Source organism: Bacillus sp. NPDC094077 (assembly GCF_050279465.1).
Lineage (GTDB): Bacteria > Bacillota > Bacilli > Bacillales > Bacillaceae_G > Bacillus_A.
This window is the reverse complement of sequence record NZ_JBNNUF010000004.1, coordinates 26114-46246: the sequence shown is the minus strand read 5'-3', so window position 1 is coordinate 46246 and position 20133 is coordinate 26114. Positions and strand designations below refer to the sequence as shown.

At 38.1% G+C, this 20133-nt stretch carries 23 protein-coding genes; 3 read left to right on the top strand and 20 right to left on the bottom strand.

What is annotated here, in order from left to right; genetic code table 11:
- Positions 1–228: 228 nt before the first annotated feature.
- The 4 genes from ACQKNR_RS12010 to ACQKNR_RS11995 all read right to left on the bottom strand — a co-directional run bounded on the left by ACQKNR_RS12010 (position 229) and on the right by ACQKNR_RS11995 (position 2578).
- Positions 229–819, bottom strand: coding sequence for a TIGR01440 family protein (locus ACQKNR_RS12010; protein ID WP_427318064.1), 591 nt, complete (start codon positions 817–819; stop codon positions 229–231).
- 48 nt (positions 820–867) lie between these two features.
- On the bottom strand, positions 868–1311 hold the full coding sequence (gene rpiB / locus ACQKNR_RS12005) for a ribose 5-phosphate isomerase B (protein WP_427318062.1): 444 nt from the start codon (positions 1309–1311) through the stop codon (positions 868–870).
- Positions 1312–1408: 97 nt separating this feature from the next.
- Complete coding sequence (locus ACQKNR_RS12000; protein WP_193412700.1) at positions 1409–1849, bottom strand: low molecular weight protein arginine phosphatase; 441 nt, start codon at positions 1847–1849, stop codon at positions 1409–1411.
- A 231-nt stretch (positions 1850–2080) separates the two neighbouring features.
- Positions 2081–2578 (bottom strand): PTS sugar transporter subunit IIA, encoded by a 498-nt coding sequence (locus ACQKNR_RS11995; protein ID WP_000473664.1) that lies wholly within the window; start codon positions 2576–2578, stop codon positions 2081–2083.
- A gap of 387 nt (positions 2579–2965) precedes the next feature.
- Here ACQKNR_RS11995 and ACQKNR_RS11990 point away from each other — a divergent pair, with 387 nt between their 5' ends.
- The gene (locus ACQKNR_RS11990; RefSeq protein WP_427318059.1) at positions 2966–3352 is read left to right on the top strand and encodes a DoxX family protein; all 387 of its coding nucleotides are present in this window, start codon (positions 2966–2968) and stop codon (positions 3350–3352) included.
- 158 nt (positions 3353–3510) lie between these two features.
- Complete coding sequence (locus ACQKNR_RS11985) at positions 3511–4122, top strand: flavin reductase family protein (RefSeq protein ID WP_427318057.1); 612 nt, start codon at positions 3511–3513, stop codon at positions 4120–4122.
- A 274-nt stretch (positions 4123–4396) separates the two neighbouring features.
- On the opposite strand, the gene ACQKNR_RS11980 is transcribed toward ACQKNR_RS11985, so the two are convergent.
- The 15 genes from ACQKNR_RS11980 to spo0F form a co-directional block, all read right to left on the bottom strand.
- Positions 4397–4675 carry a DUF3935 domain-containing protein gene (locus tag ACQKNR_RS11980; RefSeq protein ID WP_193412697.1) on the bottom strand — a complete coding sequence of 93 codons (279 nt, stop codon included), beginning with the start codon at positions 4673–4675 and terminating at the stop codon, positions 4397–4399.
- An 80-nt stretch (positions 4676–4755) separates the two neighbouring features.
- Positions 4756–4887: a hypothetical protein gene (locus ACQKNR_RS11975; protein WP_427318055.1), complete on the bottom strand. Its 132-nt coding sequence runs from the start codon at positions 4885–4887 to the stop codon at positions 4756–4758.
- 19 nt (positions 4888–4906) lie between these two features.
- Positions 4907–5455: a manganese efflux pump MntP family protein gene (locus ACQKNR_RS11970; protein ID WP_427318053.1), complete on the bottom strand. Its 549-nt coding sequence runs from the start codon at positions 5453–5455 to the stop codon at positions 4907–4909.
- A 74-nt stretch (positions 5456–5529) separates the two neighbouring features.
- The gene (locus ACQKNR_RS11965; RefSeq protein WP_427318051.1) at positions 5530–6573 is read right to left on the bottom strand and encodes an L-threonylcarbamoyladenylate synthase; all 1044 of its coding nucleotides are present in this window, start codon (positions 6571–6573) and stop codon (positions 5530–5532) included.
- 108 nt (positions 6574–6681) lie between these two features.
- Positions 6682–7140, bottom strand: coding sequence for a mechanosensitive ion channel protein (locus ACQKNR_RS11960; protein ID WP_427318049.1), 459 nt, complete (start codon positions 7138–7140; stop codon positions 6682–6684).
- A 49-nt stretch (positions 7141–7189) separates the two neighbouring features.
- Positions 7190–8053 carry a stage II sporulation protein R gene (gene spoIIR / locus ACQKNR_RS11955; RefSeq protein WP_427318047.1) on the bottom strand — a complete coding sequence of 288 codons (864 nt, stop codon included), beginning with the start codon at positions 8051–8053 and terminating at the stop codon, positions 7190–7192.
- Between the two features lie 112 nt (positions 8054–8165).
- Positions 8166–9017 (bottom strand): peptide chain release factor N(5)-glutamine methyltransferase, encoded by an 852-nt coding sequence (prmC, locus tag ACQKNR_RS11950; protein ID WP_427318045.1) that lies wholly within the window; start codon positions 9015–9017, stop codon positions 8166–8168.
- The gene (prfA, locus tag ACQKNR_RS11945; protein WP_427318432.1) at positions 9017–10084 is read right to left on the bottom strand and encodes a peptide chain release factor 1; all 1068 of its coding nucleotides are present in this window, start codon (positions 10082–10084) and stop codon (positions 9017–9019) included. Before prfA ends, prmC begins: the two co-directional genes overlap by 1 nt.
- Before the next feature lie 349 nt (positions 10085–10433).
- The gene (locus tag ACQKNR_RS11940) at positions 10434–11021 is read right to left on the bottom strand and encodes a thymidine kinase (RefSeq protein ID WP_193412691.1); all 588 of its coding nucleotides are present in this window, start codon (positions 11019–11021) and stop codon (positions 10434–10436) included.
- 108 nt (positions 11022–11129) lie between these two features.
- Positions 11130–11375, bottom strand: a complete 246-nt coding sequence (locus ACQKNR_RS11935) for a type B 50S ribosomal protein L31 (protein ID WP_000643437.1) — start codon at positions 11373–11375, stop codon at positions 11130–11132.
- A gap of 401 nt (positions 11376–11776) precedes the next feature.
- A complete protein-coding gene (gene rho / locus ACQKNR_RS11930) occupies positions 11777–13048 on the bottom strand; it encodes a transcription termination factor Rho (protein ID WP_001053899.1) in 1272 nt (423 codons plus the stop codon).
- 364 nt (positions 13049–13412) lie between these two features.
- Entirely contained in the window at positions 13413–14378 is a 966-nt protein-coding gene (gene glpX, locus ACQKNR_RS11925; RefSeq protein ID WP_427318042.1) for a class II fructose-bisphosphatase, read from the bottom strand.
- 116 nt (positions 14379–14494) lie between these two features.
- The gene (gene murA, locus ACQKNR_RS11920) at positions 14495–15784 is read right to left on the bottom strand and encodes a UDP-N-acetylglucosamine 1-carboxyvinyltransferase (RefSeq protein WP_427318041.1); all 1290 of its coding nucleotides are present in this window, start codon (positions 15782–15784) and stop codon (positions 14495–14497) included.
- Between the two features lie 334 nt (positions 15785–16118).
- Positions 16119–16976, bottom strand: a complete 858-nt coding sequence (locus ACQKNR_RS11915; protein WP_001131850.1) for a class II fructose-bisphosphate aldolase — start codon at positions 16974–16976, stop codon at positions 16119–16121.
- Between the two features lie 210 nt (positions 16977–17186).
- The gene (gene spo0F, locus ACQKNR_RS11910) at positions 17187–17555 is read right to left on the bottom strand and encodes a sporulation initiation phosphotransferase Spo0F (protein ID WP_000398594.1); all 369 of its coding nucleotides are present in this window, start codon (positions 17553–17555) and stop codon (positions 17187–17189) included.
- A gap of 201 nt (positions 17556–17756) precedes the next feature.
- On the opposite strand from spo0F, the gene ACQKNR_RS11905 reads away from it, so the two are divergent.
- Positions 17757–18281, top strand: coding sequence for a DUF2529 domain-containing protein (locus ACQKNR_RS11905; RefSeq protein WP_427318039.1), 525 nt, complete (start codon positions 17757–17759; stop codon positions 18279–18281).
- A 30-nt stretch (positions 18282–18311) separates the two neighbouring features.
- On the opposite strand, the gene pyrG is transcribed toward ACQKNR_RS11905, so the two are convergent.
- Positions 18312–19919 (bottom strand): CTP synthase, encoded by a 1608-nt coding sequence (gene pyrG, locus ACQKNR_RS11900; protein ID WP_427318037.1) that lies wholly within the window; start codon positions 19917–19919, stop codon positions 18312–18314.
- Positions 19920–20133: the final 214 nt, after the last annotated feature.

Sequence of the window (20133 nt, the reverse complement as noted above, 5' to 3'; positions counted from 1 at the left end):
TTACATCGATTCCCAATAGTTTTTTCTTATTTATCCAGAAAAAACGAAAATTCAGGTTGTAATTCTTTCGAACCTTCATGTTTTCAACTACATTCTAACATGACTTTCTATATCATTAAAGAAAAAAAAGACCGAAAATCGGTCTTTTCTTTCTTATATCATAAGGTCAGACTACATACCTTTCCCTTAAGATATAAAGCTTTTATATGACTTCCTAATTTTTCATCTTTAACGGCAAGTGACAGTTTCTTCATTCGCCGCATAAACAGCACGTGCTCCACCAATTAGTTTCCCACGTGTTTTCGCCATCGTTACATGCGCACTTCCAATTTCCTTCACACTTGTACGAACCGGAACAGCTACATGCTTTAAATGCATACCGATAAATGTATCGCCAATATCCATTCCTGCGTCTGCTTTAATAAACTCAATTACTACCGGATCTTTAAAATTGTGATACGCATACGTTGCTAATGCACCACCTGCTGATCTAACAGGCGTAACTGTTACAATTTCAAATTGATACTTCATCGCTACATTTCTCTCAACAACTAAAGCACGATTTAAATGCTCACAACATTGAAAAGCCAATTCGATACCTGTTTGCTCTTGAAATTGTTTTAACTCAGAAAAAATCGCTTCCGCTACTTCCATCGTTCCTGAAGTTCCAATTCTTTCTCCTAGCACTTCGCTCGTGCTACATCCCACTACAAAAATTTGACCACTTTGTAATGAAGCTTGTTCTTGGAAATCAGAAAGCGACATTTGTAGCTGTTCTCTTACCTTTACGATTTCTGTCATTACGCCTCTTCCTTTCACAGGTTGGTTCACCAAATTATATTTCACACTACTTCTAGTTAGAATCTATTACTTCGCTTCGTACGTTTTAATTTTTCCTACGCGGTTTTCGTGACGACCACCTTCATAGTCAGTTGTTAACCAAATTTTTGCGATATCACGCGCCAGTCCAGATCCAATTACGCGCTCGCCCATTGCTAACATGTTAGTGTCATTATGCTCTCTCGTTGCTTTCGCGCTGAAAGTATCATGAACTAATGCACAACGAATACCATTTACTTTGTTTGCTGCGATTGACATACCAATGCCTGTCCCACAAACTAAAATACCACGATCTACTTCACCATTCGCTACCATTTCTGCTGCCGGAAACGCAAAATCAGGGTAATCAACAGAACCAGCTTCACATTCACAACCTAAATCAATATATTCAATATTTAACTCTTCTAATAAACTTACAAGTTCTTTACGGATATTCATACCGCCGTGATCAGATGCTACTACTACTTTCATTTTTACCCCTCCAAAGTTTCAATCCATTCTCTTCATCATACATTCCACTATCTTACTGGTGCGAAATGCTCTCCAATATCGTATTATACACGAAACATCAGCCTTCTGAATGTTTTTTCAATAAAGTTTGTACAAGACCTTCCATCTCTTTTAATGTTTCCTTATAAATAGAAAGAGAACCTCCAAACGGATCGGAAATATCCTTACTTACACCTTCAGTTAACCCATAAAGTGTATACACTTTCTTTTCAATATTAGGATAATGCCCAAGTACAATTTCCTTATGATTTTCTGTCATCGTTACTACAATATCAGCCCAATCAAGCAGCGCTTCATTTATCTGCTTTGAAGCATGATCGATTGAAATTCCTTTTTCAATGAGTGCTTCTTTCGCATAAACTGACGCATCGCTTCCAGGATAGGCGAAAACACCAGCAGATTGCACTTCAAACTTACCTTCTCCGTGATGACGAAGTAATGCCTCAGCCATCGGACTACGACATGTATTTCCAGTGCAAACAAATAACACTCGTTTCATCTAAACCCACCCCTTATATTGTATCTTTTCCCTTTAATAATAGCTGACATTAGGATAGAACAAAAGAAATGTGAATATACAAAAGGCGCATTTCTCTAAGAAAAATGCGCCTATCCACATATATGTGAAACCCTATTTCCAAGTGCCTAGCATATTTTAACATATATAACGAGTAGATCACAAAACAAAAAAGGAATCCATTTCATATGAAACAAATTCCTTTTTTAAAAATTATTTCATTGTAACTTTCATTACTTCTGTTGAACCTTTTGTAGCTGTTACACCTATAGTTGTCTTAATAGACTCAGCTGCATCTGTGTTTGTAATAACGATTGGAGTAATTGTGCTTTTCGCTTTTTCACGAATTAATTCTAAGTCAAATGAGATTAACTTATCTCCAGCTTTTACAGCTTGGCCTTCAGAAACGTGAGCTTCGAAACCTTCGCCTTCCATTTTTACAGTTTCTAATCCAACGTGGATTAAAATTTCTGTACCGTTTTTCGCTTTAATTCCAATAGCATGTTTTGTGTGGAATAATTGTACGATTTCACCATCAACTGGAGATACAACTACACCTTCAGTAGGATCGATTGCAACACCGTCACCCATCATACGACCAGCGAATACTGGATCTGGTACTTCTTCAATATTTTTCACTGCTCCAGTTAATGGAGCTACGATTGTTTCTTCATTTGTTTTTGAACCAAGACCGAATAATTTTTTAAACATAGGATAGTCCTCCTTATAATTTACCTAAAAGTTTATAGGGCAATCCCTAGTAAAGATCGGGATATATGTAAGACTTCATACTTCGAATATTATACTGTAAAAACGCTTTCGAAATAAATTACGTCATTACTAATAGACTCTTATTGTAGCGCTTCACAAAATTCCAGTCAATTCTGATTGTCTGAATAACAATAAGAAGTTAACTTCTATTTATATTTTCTCTTTTTTCACCAAACTTGTCTAGAGGTCCTTACTACATTTTATTTTTTGTTGTTAATTTGTAAAATTTATTTCAAATTTTTGTTGAAATTCACTTGACTAAAGTAAGTAACTATTTTATTATTACTTACATAAGATAAGTTAATAACTTTTAGGAGGTTTTTTAAAATGATGGATATCGGTCTTCTTATTATTCGTCTTATTATAGGAATTACATTCATGGGTCATGGTGCTCAAAAATTATTTGGTTGGTTCGGTGGTTATGGCTTAAAAGGAACAGGTGGCTGGATGGAATCAATCGGTTTACGCCCTGGTGTATTTATGGCATTTATGGCTGGTGCAACTGAACTATTAGGTGGTTTCTTATTCGCATCAGGTATTTTCACTGTAATTGGTTCTTTATTTATCGTAGGAACAATGTTAATGGCAATCTTCACTGTGCATGGAAAAAATGGTTACTGGATCACACAAAACGGATTTGAATATAATTTAATGTTAATCGCTGTCGCTGTTGGTGTCGCTTTAATCGGGCCTGGTGCATACGTTTTACTTTAATTTTTATCTCGATTTCGAGATTATTTGAACGGAACTTACTTCATTTCGATTGAAGTAAGTTCTTTTTATGTAACAAAATATTATTTCCAGCAGGAGTTTTCCACTAGTATCTTGTAAACAAACAATAAGTATTCATATTTAGAAAGGGGATTACAAGCATGTTATCCATTAATCCAAACGAACAAACTGAAAAAGATAATTACAAATTACTTACAGGGAGTATCATCCCTCGTCCCGTAGCATTCGTTACTTCTGTAACAAAAGATGGTGTATTAAATGGAGCGCCCTATAGTTATTTCAATATCGTTGCCGCTAATCCACCACTTATTTCAGTTTCCGTACAACGAAAAGAAGGAAAACGAAAGGACACTTCCCGAAATGCAATTGAAAAGGGGGAATTTGTCTTACATATTTCTGATGAATCATATGTAGAGGCAATTAACGAAACAGCAGCTAATCTCCCACCAAGTGAGAGTGAAATTGAATTAGCAAAACTAACACCAATTGAAAGTGACGTCATCTCCGTTCCAGGTGTGAAAGAAGCAAACATTCGAATGGAATGCGTATTAGAACGCGCGATTCCTCTTGGCGGAACGGAAGACTCACCAGCTTGCGATCTATTAATTGGACGCGTCGTTCGTTTCCATGTCGCAGAACACCTATACGAAAATGGCCGCATTCACGCCGAAGGACTAAAACCAGTAAGCCGTCTAGCAGGACACAACTACGCAAAACTAGGAGAACAATTTGAACTAGTAAGGCCTATTTAAAGACGGAAGTGGCTCGTCCAGAATCGCAGGACACTTCAAGCTCTCGACCTTGAAGCGCTTTTTGCTTCGAGCGAGAGAGCGAAATGACCGGAGATTCTAGCCGCTGGAGCTGGATATATTTAAAGACGGAAGCGGCTCGTTCAAATGGGAGGAGGAAGAAGTGAAGCCATCGACCATTCTAGCCGCCGGAACTAGATATATTTAAACGCAAAGGCAGCCCGATTCCTTACATCACTTAAACATAAAATCCCCTGCTTTTTAGCAGGGGATTTTATTATTGTAACGCTTCCTTCTTTTCCTCTAAAGTAGGCATTTTCTCTTTTTTCGGTTTCCCAAGCTTAATTACTAAGAAGTATAAGGAAAGCAATGTAATAAGAAAAACAATTAGAAACGGGTATGGAGAATAAAAAGTACGCGCTGCCTCCGTTTTTCCGGCAACAAACTTCAATGACTCAATATCTAAAAACTCAGCAAACATCTGTACACCGAGCATGCTAAACCAAAAAACAAAAAAACTAATAATAATACCAAAAACTTGCTTTAATCTCGTCATTCATCTCATCCTTTCTATATCTGTAATTTTTAGTGCAATAAATATAGTACAAACAAAGCCATGCACAGAAAGGAACTATCCTACCATTTACGAATTAACTTAATCCAACCTAAAATCGAAATTTGTAAAATACTACCCCAAATAATAAGTCTTCTTAGCCATCGAGGAAAGAAGGTTAAAAACTTAACATACCATTCCAGTAACTTACCCATAATTCCCTCCTACATAAAATTATATAGGAAAAAGGAGATGTAATCCAAATCCAACTAGAATGACACCACCTACTATCTCACCATATGTACCAAGCATATCTTTCGCATGTCTACCAATTAATAAACCAATCCATGCTAATAACATGCTAACAAATCCAAAAAGTAATATCGCAATAATCGTCTGTGCCCCATAAATACCAAGACTAAGACCTACTGAGAAACTATCTATACTGACGCCAAATGCAAATACGAATAAACTAATTCCAATAGGTGCAGTCCTAGCCTCTTCATTCTCCAAAATAGATGAATATACAATATAAAATCCTAGTCCAATTAATAAAATAGCACCTGCAAAATGTGCAATGTCTCCATACCTCTCTGATAAAAAACGACCCAATACCATTCCTATAAATGGCATGATAATATGAAATATCCCTATCGTCATACCGATATAAAGGATTTGTCTTAACTTTAAGGTCACCATCCCCATACCAAGACTCACCGAGAACGCATCCATCCCTAAGGCGAATGCCATAATTATTAAAGGTATTAGCTGTTCAAACGTCATTCATGTCCCTCCTCGGACGTGCTACTTCAAAATATGCTTATCCGAGGAGAAATATTCTGTTTGCTAATCGTTCCTTATCGTTCAGTAATAATATGATGTCCTGCCGCTTTTGTTAATCGATTCATAATGGCATTCCCTATTCCTTCATTCGGGAATGACTCACTAAAAATAACATCCACGTCACTTGCATCAAATGTTCTAAGTACATCATATAATTTAGTCGCCACACTAGCTAAATCGCTTCGAACACCACAAGATAATACAACATCCGCGCTATATATATGCTGGTACTCTTCTGTCGTTAATACACCTACTTTGAATCCTTCTTCCTTTTTCTTATCCACAATACGCTGAATAAACTCACGTGATCCTTCAACAATACTAAGTGGCGCTTTCGGAGCATAATGTGTATATTTCATTCCAGGTGATTTCGGTTTTTCCTTCTCATCCTTTAAAGCTGGATCTAAAGAAACATTACCTATCACCGCTTCCAAGTGTTCTTTCGTAATCCCACCTGGACGTAATATCGTTGGAACAGTGCTCGTACAATCAATTACAGTTGATTCAACACCTACTCCTGTTGCACCACCATCAACAATACCTGCAATCTTCCCATTCAAATCTTCATATACGTGAGAAGCTAACGTTGGGCTTGGACGCCCTGAACGATTCGCACTCGGTGCTGCAACAGGTACATTTGCTTCCTCAATAAGAGCAAGTGCTACTGGATGATCAGGCATTCTTACTCCAACCGTATTAAGCCCTGCCGTCACCTTCTCTGAAATACCTTCTTTTCTTGGCAAAATAATTGTTAATGGTCCTGGCCAAAAGTGCTCCATTAACTTCTCTGCAACCGGTGGAATTTCCTTTACAATCCCATCTAACTGCGATTTTGTACCTATGTGGACAATGAGTGGATTATCACTCGGTCTCCCTTTTGCTTCAAAAATTTTCGCGATTGCTTCATCATTCATCGCGTTCGCACCTAGCCCATATACCGTTTCCGTAGGGAAGGCAATCGCTTCATTTTCTCTTAATAATCTCGCTGCTTCTTGTAACTGTGGATAATATTTTTTTCTTTCCACAACATTATCCACAACCCACATATTTGTATGCATTTTTTTCCACGTCCTTTTCTACCCTGAAATACTTGTCTATTTTTAGTTTACTATGATATTTATCCAAAAGACAAACAAGGTTTATCCACAAAATGTGGATAAACCTAATTAATCCGTGGATAACTTTGTGAATAGCTGACAATTTAGTATTATTGCATTCTGCTCTTTTATATTTTTACAAAAATGTTCTAACTGTTGAATCCCCTCTGGAACCTCATCTTTTTCTATAGTAGCAAAGCCAAAAAACTGAAAGATCGTCATAGATTGTGGATGATTTGTTAGTAAGTACAATTGCTGTACACTTTTTTCTTTCATATACTGCAAAAACATTTCAAAAAAATATAAGAAAGTCTGTTTATCCACACCTGGTGTGAATAAACAAGAACGAATAAGCACATCTTCCCCACTTTGTTCATAACCAATTACAGCTCGTATTTCTTCCGCCTCTTCCAAAATCATAAATTGTGCGTATAACTCATTTATTTTATCATCTTTTTTATTAGCTTGTCCGAAAAAAGAATGTAATCTTTCCACATCCGCTTTCGTCGCAAAATAGACCTTCTTCATAATAAATCCCTCCTCGTTTTTATATATGAGGAGGGATTTATTAATAGTACTATTTAGAGAATAAAGATGTAAAAGCTTCTACAATAAACAATTTAACTTCTGGCTTTTCTTCTTCCTCTTCTACTTTTACATATTCATTTTGTTTTCCCTGTTTTTTCTCCACAGGTTTCTCCACTTTTTCCACAGTTTTTGTCTCTTCTTTACTTACAGACTGTTCTTCTACTTTTGTTTCATTTTTTACTACTTCCTTTTCAGAAGCTGTTACCTTTTTTGCTACTTCTCGTTTCACAACTTTCGTTTCATTCACCTTATCCTCTTTCTTTTCTTGTGGATCTACTACTTCCTCAGCTGGTTGTTTCACCTGCTCCTCTTCAGGAGATTCAGCCTTCACAACATGCTCTTCTTTTCTTACAGCTGTACCACTCGAAAAATCTAAGAAACACATCGGTGGAAATAACACACACCACCAGTTCGCCCCTTCACCTTTTCCAATCGTAATAAGTACTGCTTCATATTCTCCCGCTGGATAAATAAAATTCCCATATACCTTTGTAGGAAACTTTACATTCTTACTAAATTTCACTTGAAATGACTCTTTACTTCCTTCTTTTTTCAATGTATTTGCAACTGTTTTTTCAATTTCAGGAATGTGACTTTGTATTACTTTTTGCGCTTCTTCAAATGACGTTAAATCTGCTACCCATCCATCAATTTGCGCTTTTACTTCATCACGCACTTTACGCTTTAACGCCTGATCTTTATCTGAATCACTATTAGCTAAAATTCGTAATCGAACGGCCTCTTTCGGAATAACAGCAGGTCCTTTCGCATCAGCTTTCATATATCCAAACTGCACAAGTAACTGTGCACCAATTAATAATAGAAGAAGATAAGCAATAACTTGTTTTTTCATTTCCTCCACCGTCCCTTCTAGAAACAGTGTGGACAGACTTTTACCTTTCTAAACTATTAAATTCAAAATCTATATGAATTTTTTCACAAAAAAATAGAGTAAGGTGCGAACCTTACTCCATCTCTGCAAATACCATACGATCTTTCCCATTAATATCAAGAACAACCTCAACGTTAGCATGCGGAAAAGTTTGTTGTAGCAGTGCCTTTACATCTTCACCTTGTCCTACTCCAATTTCAAACGCCACAATCGCTTTTTTCTGCAATACGCTCGGTAATTCTTCCATAAAACGGCGATAGAAATCAAGTCCATCTTCACCACCGACAAGAGCTCTTTTCGGTTCATGTTCTTTTACAACAGTAGAAAGTCCTCGCCAGTCTTCTTCTGGTATATATGGTGGATTGGAAACAACAACATCTAACTTTTGACCAGATTTATAAAATGGCGATAATAAATCACCATGATAGAATGTTACTTCTGCACCTAAAGCTTTTGCATTTTCTTTCGCAACGTCAATCGATTCTTGTGCAATATCTACTGTATACACATGAAGATCCTTATTTTCTAAAGCAAGCGTAATAGAAATTGCTCCACTACCCGTTCCGATATCTGCTACATGCAGTTTCTCATTATCGAAGTGGCGCTCAATTCTCTCCAGTACACCCACTATAAGCTCCTCTGTTTCCGGTCTTGGTATTAAGACTTCTTCATTCACAAAAAACGAACGCCCATAAAACATTTCATAACCAATCATATATTGAATTGGAATACCTTCTACGTGCTTCTGGATAACTTCTACAAAACTACTCTCCTGTTCCGCAGTGATTTCTTCACGCATATTCATGAGCAATCCTGTTCTATTCATCTTTAATACGTGACAAAGGACAATTTCTCCCGCATTTTCATCTCGTCCATTTTCCTGTAAAAAAGAAGAAGCCCATTTCAGGGCTTCATAGACACGCATTACTCAGCTGCCTCCATCTTTTGAGCCTGATCTTCCATCACTAAGGCATTGATGAAATCATCTAACTTACCTTGTAAGATTTGATCTAGCTTTTGAATCGTTAAACCGATTCGATGGTCTGTAACACGGTTTTGCGGGAAATTATACGTACGAATACGCTCTGAACGATCACCTGTACCAACAGCTTGCTTACGGTTTTGATCATATTCAGCTTGCGCTTCTTGTCTAAATTTATCATAAACACGTGCACGTAATACTTTCATTGCTTTTTCTTTGTTCTTAATTTGTGACTTCTCGTCCTGACAAGATACAACTACACCAGTCGGTAAATGCGTTAAACGTACTGCTGACATTGTTGTATTAACACTTTGTCCACCAGGGCCACTAGAAGCAAACGTATCAACACGAACATCTTTTTCATGAATGTCAATTTCAACTTCTTCAGCTTCTGGTAATACAGCTACAGTTGCCGTAGATGTATGAATACGTCCGCCAGATTCCGTTTCAGGAACACGTTGAACACGGTGAGCACCATTCTCGAATTTCAACTTCGCGAAAGCACCTTTACCATTAATCATAAAGATAATCTCTTTATATCCACCTAATTCTGTATAGCTCGCCTCAATAATTTCAGTTTTCCAACCTTGTACCTCAGCGTAACGGCTATACATACGGTATAAATCACCAGCGAATAAAGCTGCCTCATCACCGCCAGCAGCCCCACGAACCTCAACGATAACGTTCTTATCATCGTTAGGGTCTTTTGGAACAAGTAAAATTTTCAGACGCTCTGATAATGTTTTTTCTTGTGATTCTAACTCAGAAACTTCTTCTTTTACCATTTCACGCATTTCTGCGTCTAACTTATCTTCTAACATTGCTTTCGCATCTTTTAATTGCTCACGAACATCTTTGTACTCACGGTACACCTCTACCGTTTCTTGTATATCAGATTGTTCCTTTGAATATTCACGAAGCTTATTTGAATCACTAATAATCGCTGGGTCGCTTAACAATTCATTTAACTTCTCATAACGATTTTCTACAGCTTGCAAACGATCTAACACATCATTCACCTCTACATCCTAGTATCTAATACAAATAGTATATGGTACTTAATCAAAAAAACGCAAATTATATTTAAAAGCGCAAGCGGCTCACTCAGAATCGCAGGGCACTTCAAGCTCTCGACCTTGAGGCGTTTTTTGCTTCGAGCGAGAGAGCGAAATGACCGGAGAGTCTAGTCGCTGGAGCTAGATAATATCTTTAAAAGTGTAGGTGGCTTGTCCAGCTCTGACTAGCTAAGGTTCTTACATACGAAGAGCTAGCCACTGGAACTAGATAATATTTAAAAGCGCGAGCGACTCGCACCGCTCTTCCTCTATTTTGAAAAAAACCCGCCCTACACAGCGAGTTTTACTTATCTTTGTTTGTAGGAACTGCATGACAATGACGACAGCGTGGTTCATACGATTCTGAAGCCCCAACTAAAATAATCGGATCATCAAATGCCGCTGGTTCTCCATTAATTAATCGTTGTGTACGACTTGCTGGAGATCCACATGCAGAACATACTGCTTGTAGTTTTGTTACATGTTCAGCAATCGCCATCAGCTGAGGAACTTGTCCAAATGGTAGACCACGGAAATCTTGGTCTAAACCAGCTACAATGACACGATAGCCACGATTTGCCAATACTTGCACCACTTCCACAATGTCCCCATCAAAGAATTGCACCTCATCGATTGCAATTACATCCATCTCTTCTGTGATATGTTCAAATATATCTTTTGAAGCTGAAACAGGAACTGCTTTTACCTTTAATCCGTTATGTGATACAACGTCTTCTTCACTATAGCGATTATCAATACATGGTTTAAATACAATTGCATGTTGTTTCGCAAATTGTGTACGGCGCACACGGCGGATAAGCTCCTCTGATTTGCCAGAAAACATACTACCGCAAATTACTTCAATCCAACCGTTTTGATTTATTAAGTACATGAAGCTCTCCTTTCATCTACTTTTTACTTAAAAGTAGGGTAAAGGTATAATATTTTCGCAAAAAAAACAGACAAGCGAATAGATACACTTGCCTGTTTTATGTTTTTATTACTTAAGACCGTATTTCTTATTGAAGCGGTCAACGCGTCCGTCTGCAGTAGCAAACTTCTGACGTCCAGTGTAGAATGGGTGAGAATCAGAACTGATCTCAACTTTTAGTAATGGATAAGTGTTACCATCTTCCCACTCAACAGTTTCGTTAGATCCTCTAGTAGATCCGCTTAAGAATTTGAAGCCTGTGTTTGTGTCCATGAATACAACTTTCTTGTAATCTGGGTGAATTCCTGCTTTCATTCTTTTCATCTCCTTCCGCCCTGAATCATTTTCGAAACAGAGTTTTTCATCTTCAGCTGCATACACAACTATATTGATGAAACACATATGATGAAATTATAACAAGGCTAACTTCATTTTGCAACTACCTGTTTTTGTCTTTTTAAATTTAAAAGCAGAAGCGGCTCGTCCAGAATCCAGGACACTTCAAGCTCTCGACCTTGAAGCGCTTTTTGCTTCGGGCGAGAGAGCGAAATGACCGGAGATTCTAGCCGCTGGAGCTGGATATTACTTTAGCGTGGAGGCTGGCTCGTTCAGCTCTGACCAGCTAAGGTTCTTCCACTTATTTCTCTCTTTAACATCACCTAAACAGTATAAAAAACTCGCTTACTACAAAATAAGCGAGTCCCAATCTTTTCCCTTTACTTCGTTGTTACATATCTTTTCGAGTCTGCAACAATGTTTTGTAAAAATTCTTCATTTGTCTTCGTTTGACGAAGTTTACGTAAGAAGCTTTCAACAAAGTCTGGTGTATCACGCATTGTTTTACGAATACCCCACAGCTTGTCTAAATGTTCTTTCGGAATTAGTAAGTCTTCTTTACGTGTACCAGAACGACGAATATCAATCGCCGGGAAGATACGACGCTCAGCTAGTGAGCGATCTAAATGAAGCTCCATATTTCCGGTTCCTTTAAACTCCTCGTAAATGACATCGTCCATACGAGACCCTGTATCAACAAGGGCTGTTGCTAAAATAGTTAAGCTACCGCCTTCTTCAATATTACGCGCAGCTCCGAAGAAGCGCTTCGGTCTATGGAAGGCAGCTGGGTCGATACCACCCGATAGTGTTCTACCACTTGGCGGAATAACAAGGTTGTACGCTCGCGCTAAACGGGTAATACTATCCATTAAAATAATAACATCCTTTTTGTGCTCTACAAGACGCATTGCACGTTCTAACACAAGTTCAGCTACTTTAATATGATTTTCTGGCACTTCATCAAAAGTAGAACTTACAACATCTCCCTTAACAGAACGTTCAATGTCTGTTACTTCCTCTGGACGCTCATCAATTAAAAGTACAATTAATTCTGCTTCCGGATGATTTGTTGTAACACTGTGCGCGATTTCTTTTAATAGACTTGTTTTACCAGCCTTTGGAGGCGCGACAATTAAACCACGTTGTCCAAATCCAACTGGTGCGATTAAATCCATGATGCGTGTCGGTAACTTTTTCGGTTCCGTTTCCAACTTCATTTGGCGATCTGGGTATAATGGTGTTAATGCAGGGAAATGCACACGCTCTTTTGCTGATTCTGGATCATCTCCGTTTACAGCTTCAACTTGTAATAATCCAAAATAGCGTTCATTTTCTTTCGGAGGTCGTACTTTACCAGAAACCTTATCTCCATTACGTAAATCGAAACGACGAATTTGCGAAGCTGAGATATAAATATCTTCTGAGCTTGGAGAATAGTTGATAGGACGTAGGAATCCAAATCCTTCTGATTGAATAATTTCTAATACGCCTTCCATGAAAAAGAAACCTTCTTTTTCTGCTCGAGCTTTTAAAATGGCAAAGATTAACTCTTTTTTCGTTAACTTGCTATAATACGAAATCTTAAATTCTTTCGCAAGCTCATATAACTCTTTTAATTTCATGTTTTCTAATGCTGCAATTGACAAATTCATTCAGACACCACACTTTAACGTTATTCTCTTTTCACATGGGTAAAGGGAAAAAATACGGAAGGCAAATAATTAATAATGAAAGGCAATAAGTTCAAGTAGGGTAATATTCACTATTGTAACCCTTTTATCTAGTTTTAATCAATACGTTGAAACACAAATACAAGAAGCGAAGACAAGAAAATTTGTCTTCGCTTTTTATATTTCTTACTTTTTTCTACTCATCCTATTTTAAAGGGGGATAAATAAGCTTTTTACGCCTTTGAACAAGCCTCTTCCACTTTTTACTTAATCCAGCTTCAACAGCTAGAATGGTCGGTGGCTTCACTTCTTCCCTCTCCCATTCTGAACGAGTTGCTTACGCTTTTTATTTAATAACCAAGTTCGGTTTTTTATTTAAGCTATGGCGTCCATCTACGAAGCGCACTGTGCCTGATTTCGCACGCATAACAAGGGATTGTGTTGTTCCAACGCTACCTTTAAATTGAACGCCTCGTAATAGTTCTCCATCTGTTACACCTGTTGCTGCAAAGATTGCATCGTCACCTTTTACTAAATCCTCCATGCGAAGGATACGATTGATGTCGTCTATGCCCATCTTTTTACAACGTGCTAATTCAGCTTCATCTTGTGGCAATAGTTTTCCTTGAATCTCTCCACCTAAACATTTTAATGCAACTGCAGCTAATACACCTTCAGGAGCTCCACCTGAACCAAATAAAATATCTACACCTGTACGGTCAAATGCTGTATTGATTGCTCCAGCTACATCTCCATCGTTGATTAATTTAATACGAGCACCAGCTTTACGAATTTCTTCGATGATCGCTTGATGACGCGGACGATTTAAAACTGTCGCTACAACGTCTTCGATATCTTTATTTTTTGCTTTCGCAACTGCACGTAAGTTATCGATAATAGGCGCATTAATATCAACCGCTCCAACCGCTTCTGGGCCAACCGCGATTTTATCCATGTACATGTCAGGAGCATGTAACAAATTACCGTGATCTGCAATTGCAATAACAGCAAGAGCATTCCACCCACCCGCTGCTACGATGTTTGTCCCTTCTAAAGGATCAACTGCAACGTCTACACGTGGTCCATATCCGGTACCTAATTTCTCTCCGATATATAGCATTGGCGCTTCATCCATTTCACCTTCGCCAATTACAACTGTACCTTTCATCGGAACTGTATCAAATACATCACGCATAGCTGATGTTGCTGCACCGTCTGCTTCATCTTTTTTTCCGCGTCCCATCCAACGCGCTGACGATAATGCTGCAGCCTCTGTTACACGTACTAACTCCATAGATAAACTTCTTTCCACGATAATCCCTCTCCTTTAAGTCTTTATATTTCTGCCGTATTTTGTGAACCGTGTTTTTCTATAAAGTGTACTTCCGCAAGTAGTGATTCTTCGCTTCCCCCTTGCGGAAGTATCACTTATGCGTTCTTCATCTCTTCAATTTCTTGCTTTGTCATGTGTTCTCGCCAAATGTTTGCACCAAGCCCTTTAAGCTTGTCTACTATATTTTCATAACCTCGATCAATATGCTCAAGTCCGGTTACTTCTGTAATGCCATCCGCCATTAATCCTGCAATAACAAGGGCTGCACCAGCTCGTAAGTCACTCGCCTTCACTTTTGCACCTTGCAATAAAACAGGACCAGTTACAATTGCTGAACGTCCTTCCACTTTAATTTGCGCGTTCATACGACGTAATTCATCAATATGTTTAAAACGTGCACCATAAATTGTATCCGTTACAACTCCTGTCCCGTGCGCCTTTGTTAAAAGCGTCGTAAACGGCTGCTGTAAATCTGTTGGGAAACCTGGATATACAAGTGTTTTTATATCAACTACCTTTAACCTTCTATTACCATTCACTGTAATTTGGTCATCGTTCGTTTCAACTTGGACACCCGCTTCTCTTAGCTTTGCAGTAACTGACTCTAAATGCTGAGGAATAACATTATCAACCGTTACTTCTCCACCTGATGCAGCTCCTAGAATCATATACGTACCAGCTTCAATACGATCTGGAATGATAGTATGGTGGCAACCATGCAGTGAGTCCACACCATCTATTCGAATTACATCTGTACCAGCACCTTTAATACGTGCTCCCATACTTGTTAACAGTGTAGCTACATCAATAATCTCGGGCTCTTTCGCCGCATTTTCAATAACAGTTCTACCTTTCGCTCGTACAGCTGCTAGCATAATATTAATCGTTGCTCCTACACTAACAACATCTAAATAAATACGCGCTCCACGTAGTTCATCTGCTCTTAAATAGATAGCACCCTGTTCATTCGTAACATGTGCCCCTAGCGCTTCAAACCCTTTAATATGCTGATCAATCGGTCTCGGTCCTAAATGACATCCACCTGGAAGCCCAATAACAGCTTTTTTAAAACGGCCAAGCATCGCACCCATTAAATAATAAGAAGCGCGCAATTTTTTCACTTTTCCATTTGGCAAAGGCATTGCAACCATGTTAGAAGGATCGACTACCATCTCTTCCTCCTGTCCATAAGTTACTCTCCCTCCAATTTCCTCTAGTAAGTCCCCTAACATTTTCACGTCCGAAATATTAGGGACACCACCAATAGTTACTGGAGTATCTGCTAAAATTGTCGCTGGAATTAGTGCAACAGCGCTGTTCTTTGCACCACTCACGCGAATTGTTCCATTTAAAGCTCTTCCGCCTTCAATTAGCAATTTTTCCATATTGAGCTCCCTTCTTGTGAATGTATTTACCTTCTATATATTTATAGAAAGCTCCCCCTTAAGAATCTCAATCACTCTTTCCACCCTAAAAGCTCAATAAGTAGAAAACCATCACCTACAGTTCCCCTGTAGCATAAATAGATGAAGGTTAACTATTCATCGAATTAAATTCAGATACTTATCACATTTATTAATAGGACTATGCACATTATTTTCTATATTTAAAGATTAAAAAATTTACTTTATAAAATCTTTAGACTTGTTCACGCTTTCATTATACAACGAAAGGAAACCGTCTAAAAGACTAGACGGTTTCCAAAACGGAATTTTATTCTTACGCTTTACCGTTAGAACCGAATTCGCGAATTTTACCAATAACAGTTGCTTTGATAGCGTCGCGGCCAGGTCCGATAAATTTACGAGGATCGTAAACTTCTTGGTCTTTATTTAATACTTCACGAACAGCTTTTGTAAACTCGATTTGGTTCTCAGTGTTTACGTTAATTTTTGAAGTACCTAAAGAGATAGCTTTCTCGATATCAGCAGTTGGGATACCAGTACCACCGTGTAGTACTAAAGGTACGCCAGTGAAGTCACGAACTTGTTCCATTTCAGCGAATCCTAAGTTAGGCTCACCTTTGTAAGGACCGTGTACAGAACCTAAAGCTGGAGCTAGGCAATCGATACCTGTTGCTTCAACAAGGTGTTTACACTCTGCAGGATCAGCGTAAATTACGCCTTCAGCGATTACATCGTCTTCTTGTCCGCCAACTGTTCCAAGCTCAGCTTCAACAGATACGTTACGAGCGTGTGCGTATTCTACTACTTTTTTAGTAGTTTCAACGTTTTCTTCGAATGGGTGGTGAGAAGCGTCGATCATTACAGATGTGAAACCTGCATCGATTGCTTCTTTACATTTTTCGAAGCTTGAACCATGGTCAAGGTGAATCGCTACAGGAACAGTGATGTTCATTTCTTCGATTAAAGCTTTAACCATAGCTACAACTGTTTTGAAACCAGTCATATGACGAGCTGCACCCTCAGATACACCTAGGATTACAGGAGATTTTTCTTCTTCCGCAGCAGCTAAGATAGCTTGAGTCCACTCTAAGTTGTTCATGTTGAATTGACCAACTGCGTATTTTCCTTCTAGTGCTTTGTTTAGCATTTCTTTCATAGAAACTAAAGGCATGGTGAATCCTCCTAAAAAACGTTTTTTGTATCCGATAAGTTCTTATCGCTGGTAGTATGACCAGAATAAGGTAAAATATGTATATCTACATACCGGACTTTTTTCTACACTCAATAGGATAACAACTTGTACTCAAAAACTCAACTGTATTCACCTGCTCAACAGTCCATGTAAACGCTTTTTTCCATATTTTTTATAAAAAATTCATTTTTATGCCTCTACAGCGAGCTCATTTCTCACTGCTTGACGAATTTCATCAATATCAAATGGTTTAGCAAAATGCATTAAAGCTCCTAAATCTTTTGCTTCTTGGATCATATCAAGCTCTCCATAAGCAGTCATTAAAATTACTTTAATACTCTCATCAATTTCTTTTACATGCTTTAAAATCTCTATACCATCCATACCTGGAATTTTCATATCTAACACAACTAAATCCGGATTATCTTTTTTCACGATATCTAAAGCTTGAAATCCATTCGCTGCTTGGAACGTCTGATAACCTTCTTTTTGGAACACTTCATGTAATAACACACGAATGCCATATTGATCATCAACGATTAAAATTTTCCCTTCCATAACTCCCAACCTTTCTGTGTGAATACAAGATTTAAAGCTTCTTATATCTTATCGATTTATTTTCGCTATTCTTTGCCAAATTCCTTCCTATTCTTTCTTATTTTACCGTTTCCTATTTTGTTATGCTACCCTACGATTTCACCTTTCTAAAAAAATAAACTATAATGAAAGCCGGCAAACACGTACGAAAGGAGCTATATTATGTTAAAAATTTTTTCAACTCAGTTAAGTGGTTATTTCTCCAGAGTTTCTCAAAAAGAGGAAATGAATATAGAAGATGGTGCTCGTTTACTTGCTCAAGCACTAGTTGGCGATGGTTACATTTATTTATATGGTGCAAATGAAATGGAGGGCGTTGTTGCTGAAGCGCTATTCGGTGCTGAACCGATGAAGCAAGCAAAACGCTTATTTGAAAATGGCAAAGAAGCAGAAGTAACTTCTGCAGATCGTGTACTTCTTATTAGCCGTTTTTCAACAGATGAAGAAATTGTAAAAATCGCGAAAAAACTTCAAAATGAAGGGCAATCTATAGTTGGAATCTCAGCTATTCAAGAAGGTGCGGAATCACTTGAACAATATACAGATGTACATATTGATACAAAACTGCTAAAAGGCCTTATTCCAGACGATGAAGGCAACCGCTACGGATTCCCAAGTTTAATAGTAGCCTTATTTGCATATCACGGATTGAAGTTTACAATTGATGAGATGCTAAACGAGTATTAAAAAAAGCGCCCTATTTCAGGCGCTTTTTTATTACTTGCTCTCTTTATTCGTAATAGAAGCTCTTACGAAGTCATGGAACAATGGTTGTGGACGGTTTGGACGAGAAACAAGTTCTGGATGGAACTGTGCTGCCACGAACCAAGGGTGGTCTTTTAATTCAATGATTTCAACTAGGCGACCGTCTGGGCTTGTACCAGAGAATACAAATCCTTCTTTTTCCATATCCGGACGGAATTGGTTGTTGAACTCATAACGATGACGATGACGCTCATATACAACCGGCTCATTGTAAGCATTGTAAGCATTTGTTTCTTCAGCAAGCTTACATGGGTATAGACCAAGACGAAGTGTACCACCTAAGTCTTCTACATCTTTTTGTTCCGGTAATAAGTCGATGATTGCATAAGGTGTGTCAGGATTAATTTCAGAAGAGTTCGCTCCTTCTAATCCTAATACGTTACGTGCGAATTCGATTGATGCAAGTTGCATACCTAAGCAAATTCCTAAGAATGGAACTTTGTTTTCACGAGCATATTGAATCGCAACGATTTTACCTTCTACACCACGATCGCCGAAGCCACCTGGTACAAGGATACCATCTGTGTCTCCTACTAATTCTTGTACATTTTCTGCTGTTACGTGCTCAGCATTTACCCATTTCACTTCTACATCTGTATCGAAAGAGTAACCTGCATGACGAAGTGCTTCTACAACAGAAATGTATGCATCTTGAAGTTCTACATATTTACCAACAAGAGCGATCTTCGTTTTCTTAGAAAGGTTACGTACTTTATCAACTAGCGCAGTCCACTCTGTCATATCTGCAGCTGGATTGTCTAATTTCAAGTGATCGCAAACGATTTGGTCCATGTTTTGTTCTTGAAGAGATAATGGAACCGCATATAAAGTATCTGCATCGCGAGCTTCGATAACTGCTTTTGTATCGATGTCACAGAATAATGCAAGCTTGTCTTTCATATCTTGAGAAACAGGCATTTCTGTACGAACAACGATAATGTTTGGTTGAATACCTAAGCTACGAAGTTCTTTAACACTATGTTGTGTTGGTTTTGTTTTCATTTCACCCGCTGCTTTTAAGTACGGGATTAACGTACAGTGAATGTACATTACGTTGTCACGACCGATGTCGCTCTTAATTTGACGGATTGCTTCTAAGAATGGTAGAGACTCGATATCACCAACAGTTCCACCGATTTCTGTAATAACAACATCCGCATTTGTTTCGCGACCAGAACGGTATACGCGCTCTTTAATTTCGTTAGTAATGTGAGGAATAACTTGAACTGTTCCTCCTAAATATTCACCACGACGCTCTTTTTGAAGAACTGAAGAGTAAATTTTACCTGTTGTTACGTTGCTGTATTTATTTAAGTTAATGTCGATGAAACGCTCATAGTGACCAAGGTCTAAGTCAGTTTCTGCGCCATCATCTGTTACGAATACCTCACCGTGTTGGTATGGGCTCATAGTCCCTGGGTCTACGTTAATGTATGGATCAAACTTTTGAATCGTTACGTTTAAACCACGATTTTTCAAAAGTCTTCCAAGAGATGCTGCTGTAATACCTTTTCCTAAAGACGATACTACACCGCCTGTTACAAAAATATACTTAGTCATGAAAAAGCTCCCTTCTACTTTGCTGTTATATAATCACCGTTGCAAAGCGCAACGTATGTAGATAACACTGTATCCATCTTATTGTTAGACTCTTTTTATTTTCTAAACAAAAAACAAAAAAGAAAATTGCTCCCCTCATCACATAAAGTAACAAGTAGGGAGCAATTTTCTTTTATGTTTACACTCAAAAAGTATTATCGTTCTTTTTTAAAGA